General features: G+C 37.4%; 12 protein-coding genes, 4 pseudogenes and 1 other annotated feature. Of the genes and pseudogenes, 4 read left to right on the forward strand and 12 right to left on the reverse strand.

Annotated features, from left to right (window positions below; translation table 11 throughout):
• Nucleotides 1-174: 174 nt before the first annotated feature.
• Nucleotides 175-1,518 carry an MFS transporter gene (locus RI196_RS17165; protein WP_311066616.1) on the reverse strand — a complete coding sequence of 448 codons (1,344 nt, stop codon included), beginning with the start codon at nt 1,516-1,518 and terminating at the stop codon, nt 175-177.
• 437 nt (nt 1,519-1,955) lie between these two features.
• Between RI196_RS17165 and RI196_RS18765 the strand changes: the two are divergent.
• Nucleotides 1,956-2,222, forward strand: a pseudogene (locus RI196_RS18765) (IS1634 family transposase N-terminal domain-related protein); the annotation flags it as partial.
• A gap of 314 nt (nt 2,223-2,536) precedes the next feature.
• Here RI196_RS18765 and RI196_RS17170 read toward each other — a convergent pair.
• A complete protein-coding gene (locus RI196_RS17170) occupies nt 2,537-2,962 on the reverse strand; it encodes a phospholipase A2 family protein (protein ID WP_311066617.1) in 426 nt (141 codons plus the stop codon).
• A 41-nt stretch (nt 2,963-3,003) separates the two neighbouring features.
• Between RI196_RS17170 and RI196_RS17175 the strand changes: the two are divergent.
• A pseudogene (locus RI196_RS17175) lies at nt 3,004-3,657 on the forward strand (IS110 family RNA-guided transposase); the annotation flags it as partial.
• Nucleotides 3,658-4,141: 484 nt separating this feature from the next.
• Here the strand turns inward: RI196_RS17175 and RI196_RS17180 are convergent.
• The 8 genes and pseudogenes from RI196_RS17180 to xylF all read right to left on the reverse strand — a co-directional run.
• Nucleotides 4,142-4,517, reverse strand: a pseudogene (locus RI196_RS17180) (ISL3 family transposase); the annotation flags it as partial.
• Nucleotides 4,518-5,092: 575 nt separating this feature from the next.
• Nucleotides 5,093-6,151 carry an aldose epimerase family protein gene (locus RI196_RS17185; protein WP_311066618.1) on the reverse strand — a complete coding sequence of 353 codons (1,059 nt, stop codon included), beginning with the start codon at nt 6,149-6,151 and terminating at the stop codon, nt 5,093-5,095.
• A gap of 85 nt (nt 6,152-6,236) precedes the next feature.
• Nucleotides 6,237-7,232 (reverse strand): Gfo/Idh/MocA family protein, encoded by a 996-nt coding sequence (locus tag RI196_RS17190; RefSeq protein WP_311066619.1) that lies wholly within the window; start codon nt 7,230-7,232, stop codon nt 6,237-6,239.
• 52 nt (nt 7,233-7,284) lie between these two features.
• Entirely contained in the window at nt 7,285-8,784 is a 1,500-nt protein-coding gene (xylB, locus tag RI196_RS17195) for a xylulokinase (protein ID WP_311066620.1), read from the reverse strand.
• A gap of 86 nt (nt 8,785-8,870) precedes the next feature.
• Nucleotides 8,871-10,193, reverse strand: a complete 1,323-nt coding sequence (gene xylA / locus RI196_RS17200; protein ID WP_311066621.1) for a xylose isomerase — start codon at nt 10,191-10,193, stop codon at nt 8,871-8,873.
• Nucleotides 10,194-10,226: 33 nt separating this feature from the next.
• Nucleotides 10,227-11,393: a sugar ABC transporter permease gene (locus RI196_RS17205; RefSeq protein WP_311066622.1), complete on the reverse strand. Its 1,167-nt coding sequence runs from the start codon at nt 11,391-11,393 to the stop codon at nt 10,227-10,229.
• A complete protein-coding gene (locus tag RI196_RS17210; RefSeq protein WP_375338820.1) occupies nt 11,368-12,888 on the reverse strand; it encodes a xylose ABC transporter ATP-binding protein in 1,521 nt (506 codons plus the stop codon). Before RI196_RS17210 ends, RI196_RS17205 begins: the two co-directional genes overlap by 26 nt.
• Nucleotides 12,889-13,139: 251 nt before the next feature.
• Entirely contained in the window at nt 13,140-14,222 is a 1,083-nt protein-coding gene (gene xylF, locus RI196_RS17215; RefSeq protein ID WP_311066624.1) for a D-xylose ABC transporter substrate-binding protein, read from the reverse strand.
• A gap of 177 nt (nt 14,223-14,399) precedes the next feature.
• Between xylF and RI196_RS17220 the strand changes: the two genes are divergently transcribed.
• On the forward strand, nt 14,400-15,527 hold the full coding sequence (locus RI196_RS17220; protein WP_311066625.1) for an ROK family protein: 1,128 nt from the start codon (nt 14,400-14,402) through the stop codon (nt 15,525-15,527).
• 386 nt (nt 15,528-15,913) lie between these two features.
• Here the strand turns inward: RI196_RS17220 and RI196_RS18680 are convergent, their stop codons facing one another.
• A complete protein-coding gene (locus RI196_RS18680) occupies nt 15,914-16,087 on the reverse strand; it encodes an IS3 family transposase (RefSeq protein WP_375338821.1) in 174 nt (57 codons plus the stop codon).
• Nucleotides 16,072-16,372: pseudogene (locus RI196_RS18685) on the reverse strand (transposase). Before RI196_RS18685 ends, RI196_RS18680 begins: the two are co-directional and overlap by 16 nt.
• Before the next feature lie 319 nt (nt 16,373-16,691).
• Nucleotides 16,692-16,987: a binding site (T-box leader), on the forward strand.
• A 56-nt stretch (nt 16,988-17,043) separates the two neighbouring features.
• On the opposite strand from RI196_RS18685, the gene RI196_RS17230 reads away from it, so the two are divergent.
• Entirely contained in the window at nt 17,044-17,913 is an 870-nt protein-coding gene (locus RI196_RS17230) for an SAM hydrolase/SAM-dependent halogenase family protein (protein WP_094244298.1), read from the forward strand.
• Nucleotides 17,914-17,934: the final 21 nt, after the last annotated feature.

Consider the following 17,934-nt stretch of genomic DNA (forward strand, 5'->3'; position numbering starts at 1 on the left):
GTTAAGTCAATTCATTTTAGAACCAATTTTTAAAATAAGTTCTTCATAAATTTTTAGCGATGAGGCAACAAGAAAGACGAACAAGAGCGCCCAGATGGCGGCTGGTAGTTATTTCTGTTTCCATGATTTCAATGACGGAATAGCTTTCGGCAATGTCCTCCTTAAAACCTCTCATCAGCTTTTCGGCGCGGCAGGCTTCTGTGGCTTTACCTTCAGCAAAAAGAAAATGCCAAGGAGCACCATCATCAAAAGCGATCCCATCGCCAACCGATTGGCAATGTTTCCATATGAATGAAAAAGGAGGGTAATGCTTCCATAAATCGCTGGACCAATGATGGCTGACACTTTTCCAGAAAAAGCGAACAGTCCGAAAAATTGCCCTTGCTTATCTGGCGGGGAAAGTTCGACTATATATGTTCTCGAAGTGACCCACATCGCTCCTAAACTGACGCCGAACAAACTCCCAGCAATCCAAAAAGATAGCTTGGAAAAAGCAAGCACCCCTATCGCCAGTGCGATGCACATCACGATGCCGACATACAAAACCGCTTTTTTGGCTCCCTTGCTTCTCGTAATATAGCCAAAAAGAAAGGAACCGATAATACTCGAAACTGTGGAGACTAAATATAAAAGGATGAACTCCCCTGCCGTAAACCCGGCAATGACTTTGGCATAAACGGACATGATGGCGATCGTCGTCGCCACCGCATCATTCAAAAAGAAATAAGCAATCATGAAAGTAAAAATGTTTTGATACTTTTTCATTTCTTTCAATGTTGCATAAATATCCCGATAACCTGCAAAAAATCCGGCCTTTCGCTTTAAGGCATCGGCTTTTTCGGCTTCTTCTTTGACAAAGAAAAACAGCGGGAAAGAAAAGAGGAGAAACAAAAGGGCGCTTGGAATAAAAGCCCGATAGTAATCCATTTCTCCAACAAACGGATACACAGCGAGCCCGACAAGCGTTCCGACATATCCGACAGCAACGCCAAAACCGGAGATAAGCGGTATTTCCTGTTTATTCCCCAAACTGGAAATCATGGAATCGTAAAAAACAAGGCTCGAATGGTAAAAAAACTTTGCTGCGACAAATAAAAGCACGATTATGACAAAAGACGCCGGCATTCCAAACATGGCATTCCCAAGATTCGAATATCCGGCAACACCCATAAGCAAAGTTGCCGTAACCGAAAGAGTCGTAAAAATCCCAAGCCATTTCTTTCTTCTCCCGGTCCGGTCAATCCATGTGCCGTATAAAGGGGAAAATATCACTAAAAAGAAAGAGGCTAACGCATTTGCATACGAAATAAATGTACTGGCGATTTGGTTCAAGCTCTCGCTTTTTCCCACCGTTTCCGAAACATAAAGCGGGAAAAAAATCGTATTCACATTCGAGGAAAAAATCGTATTCGCAAAATCATACAACGCCCACGATAAAATCGGCAACGAAACATACAGTTTCCAGCCCGGCTTTTCATACGCATGCGAGGCAATCTTCTCCACTGCACCCTCCCCCATTCTGTCGGTGATAAAACGGCCGCAAACCGTTTATTCCATATATAGATTACTTTGTATATTTAATGATTTTGTTTCATGGATGTAAATTTTTCGAAAGAATACCTCTTGCTTCCGAAAACGATAGGTTTCATTTTTGTCAGAATATAATTAATATTTTAACAAATAAATGTGCATTTGTGTATGAGCATCGTTTTCCGGAGTCAGTCAAGACTTTGTTGGAGCTTTTTTGGTTCGCTGAAAACAGGTGTAAGTCATAGGTTAGCGAACCATTTTTTGAATTTCCTGCGTAAGTGCTTTTGGACTCTCATCCCTTGTCATGACAGACGGATATGTATACTTTTTTTACCATCCCTTGAGTTCAGACAGGGCATCGAGTGGTGACAGGCACCTGACCCAAGCAAAAAAATAAAAATGGTTCTGTTCGTCAATATCTACAAATATGTCGTACATTTCGTGTAGACAATAAAGTTCGGCAACAAACGCTTTGTAATCTAGGGAGGTTAGAACATTTATTAGAGAATGGCTCTGTCGATCAATAAATCGAGGGATTAGCCAAATTTTCAGAGCGTTACTTTGACCGAATTCACGGGCAAGGCTCTTCCTCTTCTGTCTCCGTGCTTTGGACAAAAGAGTTTGGGCCGGTTTATCTGTTCCGAAAGATATGGGAAAAGTTAGGGCTTGGTCGGCTATTACGTAAAATCATGCCGTAAAAACAACTTATTAGACACCCCCGTGTTGTGGGTAAAGTCCAAAACACCAGTATTTTCGGGCTTTTCTTTAGTGTACTCTGTCAAACTTTTAGATATAGTAATAAAGCTTGTAGACTGTCTAAGCAGAGACTTTGTCAACAAGCGAAAGTACTAGCTGATGTTTTGTATTTTTCAAGAACTGACTAGGATAATGATCCTAAATTCAAGGTCTTCCTCCTGTAATCCATTCAATTAAATATCCTATAAACATTAAAATACAAAATATTATAAACATGATAAGTTTATAAATCATTTAATTCCCCACTCTATTATTTTTTACAAGGTGCTATACTAAAGTAAGCTGCTACTGCTAAGGCAGCTCTTTTTTCGTCATATTTCATAAATGGAAGAGCGGCAGTTATCCCAGCTACTAAAGCTTTATCACAGCCACAATCGAAATATCCTTTTACTTTATAGCAAAGATCATGTGTCATACGTAAAGAATCTAATTTATCTTTTGGTACACCGCCACCATGTCCAAGTCCGCACCAGTTTCCCCAAACTGGCATACCTCTTAATATTTGAGATACAGATTGTGACTCTTTTTTATTTTCAACATGATTACTTAAAGCATTGAATTCTTTCCCTGAATCAATAATAAAATCACTTTGTTCTTCTTCTATCGCTTTATCTACATTAAATATAAGTTTACCATCTTCATCTTGATATATATATTTCTGCATTTCTTCCAGCATATCTTCAACACTACTATTCTCATTAATACCTTGAGTCGTAGAGCCTCGATGACATCTGCCAAATGGATGTCAAGCAGTTGGCCGACTTCCTGCGCCAAAAAGGGCGCAATCGCTTTGCCGATCCGGAATGCATCGCCAAGTCGATTCAAAAGGCGGCCCGTTCGCCGTATCGGTTGTCCAAGTGTGTCGAGGATTCCATCGACTTGCTGTTAGGGCTGTCGATTCAATCAATCCGCAGCCTGCAATCGCAGCTGAAAGAGCTCGATAAAGCCATTACCCGCCATCTTGAAGGCATTCCGAACACACTGCAAACCATCCCAGGCAACGGACCGGTTTACACCGCAGGCATCCTGGCCGAAATCGGGCAAATCGAGCGGTTTCACAATCAGGCCACTTTGGCAAAATATGCCATCTTGACATGGTCCAAGCACCAATCGGGCCGTTTTCAAGCCGAGGTCACCTCCCTCATTCGTTCCGGCAATCGTTATCTCCGTTACTACCTAGTGGAGGCTGCCAACTCGGTGCAACGGCATGATGCGACGTTTCGTGCGTACTACCGGAAGAAGTATGAGGAAGTGCCCAAACACCAACATAAACGAGCCCTCGTCCTCACCGCTAGAAAACTCGTGCGTGTGATCGATGCGCTGCTACGCAACGGTCAAATCTACACGCCAAGAAAGGGGGAAAATCGATAAAAGGATCGATCTTGTATACCAATATAAACCTTTAGACCTAGTTTATTACATGTACCAATACTAGGTTTCTTCAGTATTGCCTTTTTTCGGATCATCGGACAAGGGAATTTCCAATTTCTATGATTTTTCACCTTGACATATTACCGCAGGACTTTTTTGATTATAACAACCTAACATAATATTAACATATTATTTTACATAAATTCAATATATTTCCACTCCTTCAAAATAAAGTTTGATTATTTCCTATCTATATTGCTCCACAATCGCACCCATTTCATAAATAAGGTCTCTTCTCCATTTTCTGTGATTTGTACACAAACCTTGCCATCATGTTAGCTGGATTTAGATGTCAATCAGACCGTCTCCTTCTTCAGCTTACTGACCACTAAGTTGGTAGAATGGGAGTAGTCAAGTGCCTTCCTTGACGGCTTCTATTCTACCAACTATCATGTTAGCTACTGAAAAAGAGCCCTTAAGCAATTTAATCAACATTCGTATTCCCTGTACATTCCAAAAATACACGAAGTCGAAAACGCTTTAGATTCCGATATCCATAAGCCCTCCGTTTTATATGTTTGATTTTATGATTGGTTCCTTCTGTTCGGGCATTCGTGTATGGAGATAAGAAATATTGGAGTATGGGTACTTTCCACTTTTCTAAGTGTTGCCCACTTTATGAAAAGATGAGTATGGACTATTCCGTGCTAATTGAATCCATTCTTCTAAAAGATCATGGGCATCCCGTAATCGGTCAACTTATAGAAATCTCGAAATAGTTCCTTTAAATCGTAAGCACAAGCAAGTTCTGGGTACTCTTTTAAGATTTCTTCCAAGCGTGCTTTCTGATGATCCTGTAGTAAGCAAACTAAAAATGGTTCTTACTCAATCTTGGTGAAAGGAAGAGACTAATGGAGAAAATGAGCGTGCAAATAAGTATTTTTAGCTCTGTATTATCAAACTATAAAATTTTTTCTGATCCTGATGGCTTTGTTCTATAATGATGTATAAAAAAGCAGCCTCCCGCTGAAAACAATTCAGCAGGGAGGCTTACGTGATTACCTAACATTTGTACTTTGCCACTTTCAAGGAGAGACGATGATTTTTTCCAATGAGTATTCCGCGCTTTCCAGTCAAATTCTCCGTAAATTTTCTGCGATGAGGCGACAAAACGAGCCAGATTGCTCGATCGGCGGTTGGTGTATTCAATAACTTCTTTATGGCCAATGACCTTTTCACAAGCTTCGTCATATAGAAACCATATGGTAAACAACAAATCTTTTCTGCTAGACTACCAATTTTAGGTAAATTTTGGAGAAGTGCATTACACTCGTTTATAAAAATGGAACAATCGTATTAAACGATTATTCCATATATACAATAATTTTTAAAAGATTACATTTAAACACATTATTATTCTACTATAATTTAATATTCATTTATCTGACGCAAACAAATATTTAGTTCTTTTTCGATAAATATTATTTTCGTTTAAAATAGACGAATGAAAATGAGGATGATGCACGGAATCCGGTGGAGCCTGTGTTTCTAAGCATAACCCTAAATAATTTTTAGAATTCACATTTCGAATTTTATATCGTTGTTCTCCTAACTTATTTCCAGTATATAGAACGACACTTGGTTCGTCCGTTTCAATTACTAGTTTTCGCCCACTCTCTTTATCGTATAAAATAATTTCTTGCTGATGATTCGTATTTAATAAAAATGGATGGTCATAGCCCTTATTCGCTAAAAGAATCTGAGGGTGAGTCGAATTCACTCCAGTAATGATTTTCCTTCCCATTCGAAAGTCAAAGACGGTACCTGTTACATCAATCAAGTTTCCGGTTGGAAGCAATTCACGATCCAATTCTATAAATGTATCGCTTTTTATAGTCAGTTCATGATATAAGATATCTCGTTTTAAATCACCACTTAAGTTAAAATAAGTGTGATTCGTCATATTTAGTAATGTTTTCTTATCAGATTTACCATAGTAAGTGATAATCAACTCATTCTCATTTGTTAACGAATAGATGACTTTCACATCAAGGCTACCCGGATATCCTTCCTCACCATTAGGGCTAAAATAACAAAATTCGATTGAAATCTCGTTTTCCTTTTCTTCCCCAACGTTATAGTCCCATAATACTTTGCTAAACCCTTTGTTTCCGCCATGTAAATGGTTTTGATTCTCATTTTTTGTTACTTGGTACTCTTGACCGTCTAAGGTAAATCTCCCTTCTTTTATTCTGCCTGCAAATCTCCCTACCACAGCACCAAAGTATGGAGAGGAGTGTCGCTCATATTCTTCTATACTATCGAACCCTAATACGATATTTTCAAGCTTCCCTTCTCGATCGGGGGCAAGAATCTCTGTAATAATACACCCATAATTGATACAAGAAATTTCTAATCCATGATCGTTTCTTAGTTTGAACAAGTATACTGGCTGGTTATGTTTATATCCAAATAATTCTTTTCGAATTTCCATAGTTTCCATCGCCTTTATTTATCATTTATTTTGAATGATCTGAAACAAGGTTCAATAAGACCCCTGTTATCAAAGCCACCATGAATTATTGATTGATTCTTATCGATTTTCCTGTTCGAATGGATTCATAACAAGCATCAATCACCCTCATATTTTTTATTGACGATTCTCCAGAATACTTCACTTTCAAGTCTTCTAATATGGCTCTTGAAAAGTGTTCTACCTCAAGTCTATAAATGTCGCCATGAATTTTTTCTTCTCGCGTTACTCCATTCCTCTCTACTATGAGAATCCCAACTCCTCCATTTCGATCGGGACGAAATGCATAAGATACTTTAATCGTTCCTTTTGTACCGACAACTTCGTATTCATTTCTTTCCGTCATATCAAAGCTGCAATCCATTAATGCAGTCACACCGTTTTCTAATTTCATATGCACATATGCAGATAGGTCAACATTTGAAATCGGATCTATATTCCCAATTGCATGAACTTCAATTGGTTCAGTATTTAATATATATCGTACAGCATGGATCGAATAGCAGCCTACATCATACAAGCTTCCGCCGCCCATCTCTTTAACCATGCGGATATCATCTTCTCTGTTTTCTAAATAAAAAGAATGACTCGATTTAAATAATTTTACTTCGCCAATTTCCCCAGATAATATGATTTCACGAACACGATCATGTTGCGGGTGGAACTGATACATAAAGGCTTCCATAAACTTCACATTACATTCAAGCGTAATTTTGTCCATTTCTACGGCTTCTTCTGCATTCAATGAAACGGGTTTTTCACAAAGAATGTGTTTTCCCTTACTTGCCGCCTTTATCACCCATTCTTTATGCAAATGATTAGGCAGCGGTATATATACTGCATCTATTTCCGGATCGTTAAGAAGCGCCTCATAACTTTCGTATGCTTTTGGAATATTGAATTCTTGTGCAATCGCATGAACTTTACTGCCTCTACTTGCAATGGCAGTTAGTTCTGCATTTTCAGCTCTAAACATAGCTGGAATGAATTGTGTTCTAGCGATATTTGCCGTACTTAAAATACCCCAGCGAACCTTTTTCATTTTTTACCTCCAAATTTAAATGAAATATTGAACAGGTCTTACCATCTATGTATTAATTCCTAAAAAATGCTAATGATTCATTTAATTCTTTTGTCTTTGCATAGACTTGTTGATAAATGGCAAATAGCTCTCTATATTTATCAACATTTTCTTGAATAGGCTCAATCACTTTAGAATGCTTAATAAAAACTTCTGCACATTCGTTTAAAGATGCAAACCAACCAGCCCCAACTGCTGCTAGCATAGCTGCCCCAACAGCCGGTCCTTGCTCGCTCGACAATTTTACAATTCTAGCGTTAAAGATATCTGCCTGCATTTGCAGCCAAGTTTCATTTTTTGCTCCCCCACCAATTGATACAATGGTATCTATTTTCTTTCCGCTTTCCCTAAAGATCTGGATCGATTCATTGAGAGACATTGTAATTCCTTCTAGAACTGCTCGTACAAAATCTTTTTTATGATGGGAAGTATCCATCCCAATAAAACTTGCCCGAATGACAGAATCGGCATAAGGTGTCCGTTCTCCAACTAAATATGGAGTAAAAATTAGTCCATTCGATCCGATTGGTACATGTTCAATACCTGAAAGTAATGTATGAAAATCTTCTTGTTTAGCAAAAACTTCTCTAAACCACTCTAAGCTGTGACCGGCTGATAGAGTCACTCCCATCGTATAATAAGCATTTTCTTCTCCGTGATTAAAATAATGAACCTTACCTTTGAAATCCCGATCACTATTTTCCTCATAAGAAAGGATGACACCTGATGTTCCAATACTGCATAACGTTTTTCCTTCTGATAAAATGCCGGCACCAATTGCACCACACGCATTATCAGCGCCACCGGCATAAACTTTAGTCGATTTTGATAGCCCGGTACTTTCAGCCAATGATGATGTGATTGTTCCTACACATTCATAAGAATGGACAAGAGGTGGGCACAGAGAAATATCAATACCTAACAACTCGCATATTTCTTTACTCCACACTTTTTCGTGAACATTCAATAATAAAGTACCGGCAGCGTCTGAATATTCACTATGTATTTGACCAGTCATACAATAACGTAAATAATCTTTAGGCAGCATAAATACAGATGCTCTTTCATAAATATCTTTTTCATTCTCTTTCACCCACAAAAGCTTCGGTAGTGTAAAGCCTTCTAATGCAGGATTTTTTGTGATATTAAGTAGCTTTTCCTCTCCGATCACATCATAAATTTTCTTACATTGCTGAGTCGTTCTTGTATCATTCCATAAAATTGCACGCCGTAGTACTTGGTAATTTTTATCCAGCAATACTAACCCATGCATTTGTCCCGAAAAGCTTATTCCTTCAATGTCCTCAACATGACCATCGAAATCTTTCACTAACTCTGCTAATGCTTCCGTTGTTTTTTTTACCCACTCAGATGGATCTTGCTCACTATACCCCGATTTTTCATGAATAAGCGGATAAGATTTAGAAATCTCTTTACATACTTCACCGTTTTGGTTCATTAATAAAACTTTTACCGCACTAGTCCCTAAATCAATACCAATCACATATTTCATTGAGATCACCCTTTATTGTTATTAAATAAAAGGACATACCAGATTGTTATTTATTTAAACCAGGTACGTCCTAACGAAGATAAAATCTATTCAGAAAGAACAGATAATAAATACTGATTGATTGTCGACTTCAATCGTTCAGTTCTTCCTGAAGAGTTTTGAATATCTCCAAGCTGCAGCGCATATTCCTCTAATTTATGGAAATCCACTTTGCCTTCTACAATATCTTTTCCAATTCCATGATGATAGCTACTATAGCGTTCTTCAATAAAGCTTTCTAAAACTTTATCATCTATTAATCTTTGAGCAACCTTTAAACCGATTGCAAAACTATCCATACCCGCAATATGTGCATAAAATAAATCTTCTGGTTCAAATGAGCCTCTTCTCACTTTTGCATCAAAGTTTAATCCGCCTTTGCCAAGCCCGCCGTTTTGTAAAATTTCATACATCGCCAACGTTGTAGAATATAAATCTGTTGGGAATTCGTCTGTATCCCACCCTAATAACGGATCTCCTTGATTCGCATCAACAGAACCTAGCATACCATTAATTCTTGCTACACGAAGTTCATGTTCAAAAGTATGACCTGCTAATGTAGCGTGGTTGGCCTCAATGTTAAATTTAAAATAGTCTTTAAGACCATAATTTTGTAAAAACGCTAAAGCCGTTGCTACATCAAAATCATACTGATGTTTTGTAGGTTCCTTCGGTTTAGGTTCAATGAGAAATTGACCAGAAAAGCCTATTTCCTTCGCATAATCAACAGCTAAATGCAAAAAGCGTCCAAGATTATCCAGTTCTAACTTCATGTCCGTATTTAACAGGGTCTCATAACCTTCCCGTCCACCCCAGAATACATAGTTTTCTGCCCCAAGTTCTTTTGCGATTTCCAACCCTTTTTTCACTTTTGCTGCAGCGTAAGCAAACACATCGGCATTTACCGCAGTTGCCGCTCCATGAACAAAACGAGGATGTGAGAACAAATTGGCTGTATTCCAAAGAAGCTTCGTTTTACTTGTTTTCATATATTCTTTTATCATCGCAACAATTTCATCTAAATTTTTATAAGTTTCTCTTAAATTACTTCCTTCTGGCGATATATCTACATCGTGAAAGCAAAAGTATGGTATGTTCAGCTTTTCAAAAAATTCAAATGCAGCTTCCACACGTGCTTTTGCTAAGTCCATTCCCGTATATTTATCCCACGGACGAATCATATTTCCGTGGCCGAAAGGATCACTCCCGTCCATTGTAAATGTATGCCAGTATGCAACGCTAAAACGGAAAATGTCTTCCATCCTATTTCCACCGACAACCTCATCAGGATTATAATATTTAAAAGCTAAAGGATTCGAAGATTTAGGTCCTTCATATTTGATTTCATTTACATTTTCAAAGTATGTCATATTCATTTCCTCCCATTCTTAAACTAGTTTTATTTATTTTTTACTAGAAATATCAATCCATACTGCGATTATGAGAATGAGACCCTTAACAATGTATTGCCAGAATGTTTCAATATTCATTATGCTCATGCCATTGTCAATACTAGCCATAATTAAAGCTCCAATAAGGGCTCCAAATATTTTACCTTTACCACCCATTAAACTAGTACCGCCAATTACACAAGCTGCAATTGCATCAAGCTCATACATATTACCTGCATTTACTGTCGCTGCATTTAATCTACTAGTTAATAAAACACCTGCAACACCAGAAAGCCCTCCCATTATAATAAACACCCAAAGTATATTACGCTTTATATTGATACCAGAAAGAGCTGCAGCTTCTTGGTTCCCTCCAATCGCATAAATATAACGCCCGAACGCTGTTTTATTAGAAATAAAGATAAAAATAATCGATAACAAAGCAACAATTAAAAATGGAACAGGGATACCGTAATATCGATTTAACATATATGTAATGAGGAGAATTAAAATAGAGTATACTGCAACTTTTCCGTAATCTACAGTTGCAGCTGGTATCATAAGTCCCATGTTCATTCTTTTAGAACGATTTCTAATAGTCCAAAAAACAAGAATTACTATACTAACTAATGCTAAAATATACCCCGGTACATAAGGAAGATAACTGTTCCCAATTTGCTTAAAACTTTCACTCATTGGTGCAATAGTTTGTCCTTTGCTTAATCCAATTAGAATACCTCGAAAAACAAGCATACCCCCGAGTGTTACAATAAAAGCAGGCACCGCCCGATAAGCTACCCACCATCCTTGCCATAAACCTAAAATCGCTCCAATGATGATCGCAGCGAAAACGACTGAAAAAGTACTCCAGCCATGCCAAACTTGTAAAATAGCAGCAATGCCTCCAGTTAACCCAACCAACGAACCTACAGATAAATCAATATGACCTGCTACTATAACAAGTGTCATACCAACCGCAAGCACAGCAATGACAGACATTTGGGTAAATAAATTAGAGAGATTACGAGAAGATAAATATTCTCCTCCTGTAAAAATGCTGAAAATAACAGCTATTAACACAAGGGCAATCATAAGCGTGTATGATTGCAGATCAAGTTTAAAACTTATACCTTTATTCCTTTGCTCATTTACATTAACTGTTGATAGTTGTCTGGACACTTTTTTTCCCTCCAGTAGCACATCTCATAATGTTCTCTTGAGTCGCTTCTTCTCTTAAAAATTCTCCGGTGATTCTTCCTTCTGACATGACAAGAATACGATCGGACATTCCCATTACTTCGGGCAGCTCAGATGAGATCATGATAATACCGACACCTTGTTTAACAAGATCATTCATGATTTTATATATTTCATACTTTGCCCCGACATCAATTCCTCTTGTCGGTTCATCAAGTATTAAGATTTTCGGATCATTTAGTAACCATTTACTTAAAACGATTTTTTGTTGATTTCCACCGCTTAATTGACCTACAGCTGCTTCTAAGCTTGGAGCTTTTAAATTCATTTTCTTCGTTATGTCCTCAGTACTTTTTATTTCTAAAGCTTCATCAATCACTTTCAACTTCATAACTTTGTTTAAAGCTGTAAGAGTCGTGTTTTTCGTAATATCCATCCCTAAAACTAAACCGTATCGTTTTCGATCTTCAGATACATAGGCTAAACCTTCCTTGATTGCATCAGCAGGTTTTTGTATATTTGTTGGCTTTCCATCGATCAGGACTGTTCCCGTTTTTTTTCCCTTAAATCCGCCAAACAGACTAATAAATAATTCTGACCTCCCGGCCCCTATTAATCCAGAAAAACCGAGTATTTCACCTTTTTTTAGCGAGAAGGATACATCCTGAATCACTTGTTTTCCATTTTCATCGAAAACAGAGTAATTCTTCACTTCCAGTATTTTTTCATTACGAATTGGATGAGGTTCATATGGGAAAAGTTCTGTTAATTCTCGACCTACCATTTTCGTAATAATCATATCTTCAGTTAAATTCTCAATAGAATCCGTGCTAATTGTTTTCCCGTCTCGTAATATAGTAACTGAATCGGCCAATGACATCACTTCACCGAGCTTGTGAGAAATATAAATGCAGGTAACCCCTTTTGAACGCAGATCATGTAAAAGGTTCATCAATATTTCAACATCACTTTCAGTTAAAGCTGCTGTCGGCTCATCCAATATTAAAATATCTACTTTCTTTGTAAGTGCTTTCACAATTTCTATTAACTGTTGTTTACCAACTGTTAAATCCTTAACTTTTGTTTCCGGATCAATATCTAATCCAATTTGATCTAACCATTTCTGAGCCTCTGCATATATTTTGTTCCAGTTAATGATTTTAGATCTCATAAAGTCATGGCCTAAAAATAAATTTTCTGCAACTGTCATTTCACCAACTAATGCCAGCTCCTGATAAATAATAGCAATTCCTGCGTCTTGGGATTCTTTGATCGATTTAAATTGAACTTTTTTCCCGTTAATCAATATTTGACCTTCATAAGTTCCATGAGGGTATACACCGCTAAGTATTTTCATTAGAGTTGATTTTCCTGCTCCATTTTCACCACATAGAGCATGGATTTCCCCTTTACGTACTGAAAATGTGACGTTATCTAATGCACGTACACCAGGAAAATCTTTCGTAATTCCTTTCATTTGAAGCGCAAACGTTTCCAATCCTTTTTCACCACCTGCAATAAAGTAATCAGATAAATGGGGGGAGCTTTCCCATACACGCCAAGTTAGTGAAATAACTCTTTCTTTTTCGATATTTCAATCGCATTAAGAAAAGAAATTGAAACGCGAAAGGATAAAAGAACACTGATGCTGAAAAGAGATTTTCTTAACTTGATAGCTCTGGGAAACTTCCTCCCATTTTATACGCTTTGTTATGATTTAAAACCTGACTATGGACGTGGTGGACGTTCACTTTCTGGTACATTTTTATATACTTCATCGTAAGAATGGAACCCATCCTTGATTACTGTATCAACAAGATTTTCTTTATCCACTTTAATTGGATCTAATTTAATAAATGGGACATCTACTTTTCCATTATTTATTGTGGAATCGGATGTAATCTTCTCACCTTTTGCCAATTGAACAGCAACTTCCGCACTCTTTGTTGCAATGGCTTTAATAGGCTTATAAATTGTCATAGACTGTTTTCCTTCCGCAATGCGTTGGACTGCTGCCAAGTCAGCATCTTGACCGGAAATAACAACCTTCCCTGCTAAGCCTTGAGCTTCAAGGGCTTGGATAGCTCCTCCAGCTGTACTATCGTTTGATGCTACAACTGCGTCAATGTCATTATTATTAGCTGTTAATGCATTTTCCATAATTTTTAACGCTTCGTTTGCGTCCCAGCCTTTCACCCATTGATCCCCTATAACTTCAATATCCCCTTTATCGATAAGCGGTTGAAGAACATTCATTTGGCCTTCTCTAAACATTTTTGCATTGTTGTCTGTTGGAGAACCACCCATTAGGAAATATTTTCCTTTAGAAACTTTTTCAACAAGATACTCTGCTTGCATTTCACCCACTCTAACGTTATCAAATGATACATAGGCATCAATTTCTGCACCATTTATTAATCGATCGTATGCCAAAACGGGAATACCTTTACTTTTTGCTTGCTCAACAACGGTCGTTAGTGAATCTGAGTTGATGGCAATAATAACAAGCGCATCAATACCTTGTGAGATCATATTTTCAATTTGTGATAATTGTTTTGCTTCATCACCATTCGCGGATTGAACTAAAACCTCTGCTCCTAACTCTTTCGCTTTTTCTACAAAAAAATCCCGATCATGCTGCCAACGCTCTAATGTTAAATCTGATACAGATAGTCCAATGGTGAGTTTATCTTTTTCGCCTTCAGAATTCTTGTTACCGCTTTCATTGCTGACATCTTGACCACATGCTACTAACGCAAATACTAATAGAAAAATAGAAAGAATGAATAGAAAACCCTTACATTTCCTCACAAAGAGAACCTCCTCTTCTAATAAATATAAATTTTTTTACAATTCAATCTTATCACCGAAAACTTAGTTTGTCTACACAATAAACAAAGTTTGTTATATAATTTTTCTATATCATTTATATTAAGTGAAGAAAGGACTGAAGAACCTTTGACCATAACTACTTGGAACCAACAAATCGTGAAAAAAAAGAATAAAGAAATCGTACTTAGAACGATCATCACAAATGCTCCCATCTCACGTGCAGATATCGCGCAACACTCAGGTCTAAATAAAGCTACAGTTTCTTCGTTAGTCAATGAATTAATCGAAGAAGAATTCATTTACGAGTCAGGGCCTGGGGAATCTAGCGGAGGAAGAAGACCGGTTATGCTGCTCTTTAATAAGAAGGCCGGTTACTCCATCGGATTAGATATTGGTGTGAACTATATTTTAGGAATTGTAACTGATTTAGAAGGCAACGTGGTGTACGAAAAACATAAATCAATACACAATCTTTCCTTTGACGAAATTATTCATTTAACAATAGAAACGATTAAAAACCTTATCGAACATACACCTCAAAGCAGGTATGGGGTTATTGGGATCGGAATTGGCGTACCAGGTATTGTAGATAAAAGCGGAAAAGTATTGCTTGCCCCGAATTTAAAGTGGAAGAATGTCGATTTGCTGGACATCATTTATCATGAATTTGACTACCCAATCATTGTTGAAAATGAAGCAAATGCGGGCGCGTATGGAGAAATTCGATTTGGAGCTGGTGTAAATTTCCATAACGTTATCTATATTAGCGCAGGAATCGGTATTGGGGTAGGTATTATACTGAAAGGAGAACTATACAAGGGGATGAATGGCTATTCTGGTGAAAGTGGACATATGACGATTGTAGTCGATGGAGAAAAATGCCGGTGTGGGAATTCTGGTTGCTGGGAAGCTTATGCTTCTGAGCATGCATTACTCCATCAAGCGAAACATATTTTACCAGACGCGACACTAGAGGAGCTTATCAAAATGGCCGAAGAAAACAAAAACGTTAAAGACATTTTTCAGCAAATTGGCTCCTACTTAGGGATAGGTATTTCCAATTTAATTAAAACATTTAATCCACAACAAATCATTATCGGAAATAGGCTAGCTAAGGCGAAACACTTAATCGAGCAACCAACTATAAAATCCATTAACGAGCATACATTAGATTTTCACCAAAAAGACTTACAAATAAACTTTTCAAAACTATCGATTTACTCCGCAGCACTGGGAGTATCAGCATTTGCGATTGAAAATTTTCTTTCGATTGGAAAGGGTTAAAAATAAATCTTTATTTAAAAAACAGAGCATGGGCTTCCTCAAGTGAGTTGAAGATTATTTTTTATAAGCAAAAAACAGGCAGTTTGATTGAGAAACAAAGATTAGTGTATGAATACAAGTACTAGACCTCATTCGTTCAAGCGAGGTCTATTTTTTGTTTTATGATTGTTTTTGTTTGTCACCTATGTGTTTTTAATATCGATTACATATTTTATTCTCAGAAGTTTGTCTTTGAGGGATTCTGATATTAGGTCAATAAAGTAGACACAAAAATTTATAAATTTTTTTCGCAGCTACCGCGCTATCACTTGGTAGCCTTTTAAAAATAATTACGACGTTGTCCTAATTATTTTTAAAGGTAAATTTTCGGGTCTAACTATAATATGCTAATTAAGCCCCTTTTTTTCGTACATACGTTCGTATTCAGATGGTGAAAAATACTCTGTTGCGGAGTGAATACGTTTATTATTGTAAAATATTTCTATATACTCAAATATGCTCTTTTTTGTTTTATAACGAGTCTGATAAATTAGTTCTTTTTTAATTATCCATGAAATAATTCAATATCAGCGTTGTCATAACAATTTCCTTTGCGGCTCATGCTACATTTCATTCCGTATTCCATTAGCTTAGCTTGATAGTCATTTGAAGCATATTGACTCCCTCGATCAGAATGATGGAGGATAGAACCCTGTGGCTGTTGACGCTGATAGGCTTGCTTTAAAGCACTTAACACTAGCTCCTTTTTCATGGAACAGCATATGCCAGCCGACTATTTTCCTTGAATACAAATCCATAATACTAGCTAGATAAAGCCAACCTTCATCCGTTGGAATGTATGTGATATCAGCTACCCATACTTCATTTGGTTTCGTAACAGTAAAATGTTGGTTTAATGAAGCATATCTGCGTTTTCAAGCCCACTACGGGTGAAGTACAGCCGTGCAAAAGGTTGTTCACTATCCGAACCAAGTTTGTTCCACATACGCACAAACATATTTTTCATTCGACCTAAATCTTTTCCACATCAGACCTTCCACATCAAGCCTAATATCCAGCACTCCGCACCAAATCCCCGCCACATTCCATACTTTTCGTATTCCAACGCTTGACATGTTCGCAGCGGTGATTATAATTAATTAAAAAATTGTTAATAATTTTCTTACAATAACTATGAAGAGGAAAAGTAAGGTTCAGTTATTTTTCACAGAGAGCTTCGGTAGCTGAGAAGAAGCAAAAATACGAACCCGAACAATGGCCTCTGAGTTGCGTGCTGAAAGTATTATTTTCGTGTTTTATCCCAACAAAGCACGAAAGTACAAGTAGGTTCCGCCGAGTTTGGTACTCGTTACAAATACCACAGTATGAAGGGATTAAGCCCGTAGTACTGGCAGAGGCTGTTTTGTGCGAGCAAACAGTGAAGTAAGGTGGTACCACGTGAGCAAAACCACGTCCTTATCTATATAGATAAAGACGTGGTTTTTTTTATAAAACAACAATGTATGGGGGAAAATTTATGAATCGTTTTTTAGTTATTCAAACTGATTTTGGATTAAGCGATGGAGCTGTCAGTGCAATGTATGGAGTCGCTTTGAATGTTAATCCCAGCCTGAGGATTTTTGATTTGACCCACGATATTCCCCAATATAATATTTGGGAAGCGTCTTATAGGCTGTACCAAACGATATCGTATTGGCCAAAGGAGACGGTATTTATTTCTGTTGTTGATCCGGGTGTCGGTTCAGAACGGAGAAGCATTGTTGTGAAGACAAAATCAAACCAATATATTGTGACACCCGACAATGGAACGATCACACATATAAAGAAGTATATTGGGATCGAAGAAGCAAGGCTGATCGATGAAAAGGTAAACCGGCTGCCAAATTCCGGCCATTCTTATACCTTCCACGGACGTGATATTTACGCTTATACCGGCGCACGGCTTGCATCCGAAGTGATTACGTTTGAACAGGTGGGGCCGGAAATTCCAATCGATTCGCTAATTGAACTGCCGGTTTTAGAAGCCTATATTCAAAATGGTGCGATTAAAGGGAATATTGATATACTTGATGTCCGCTTTGGAAACTTATGGACCAATATTGATCGCAGCTTGTTTCAGAAGTTAGACGTAGATTACGGAGATTCTTTTGAAGTAACGATTGAAAATGAAACAAGACAAGTATATAAAAATATTATGACGTTTGGCAGATCATTTGCGGATAGTCATTTGGGCGAGCCTTTGCTTTACGTCAATTCGCTCGACAAAATCGGTGTGGCAATCAATCAAGGATCATTTGCGAAGGCCTACCATATTGAAGCAGGTGCCAAATGGAAAATCACTATCTGCAAAGTACCGAATTTCGTATATAATGGAAATTCAATATAATCATAAAAATAAAAAAAAGGA

The sequence above is a fragment of the Aeribacillus composti genome (assembly GCF_031760945.1).
Taxonomy (GTDB): Bacteria; Bacillota; Bacilli; order Bacillales; family Aeribacillaceae; genus Aeribacillus; species Aeribacillus composti.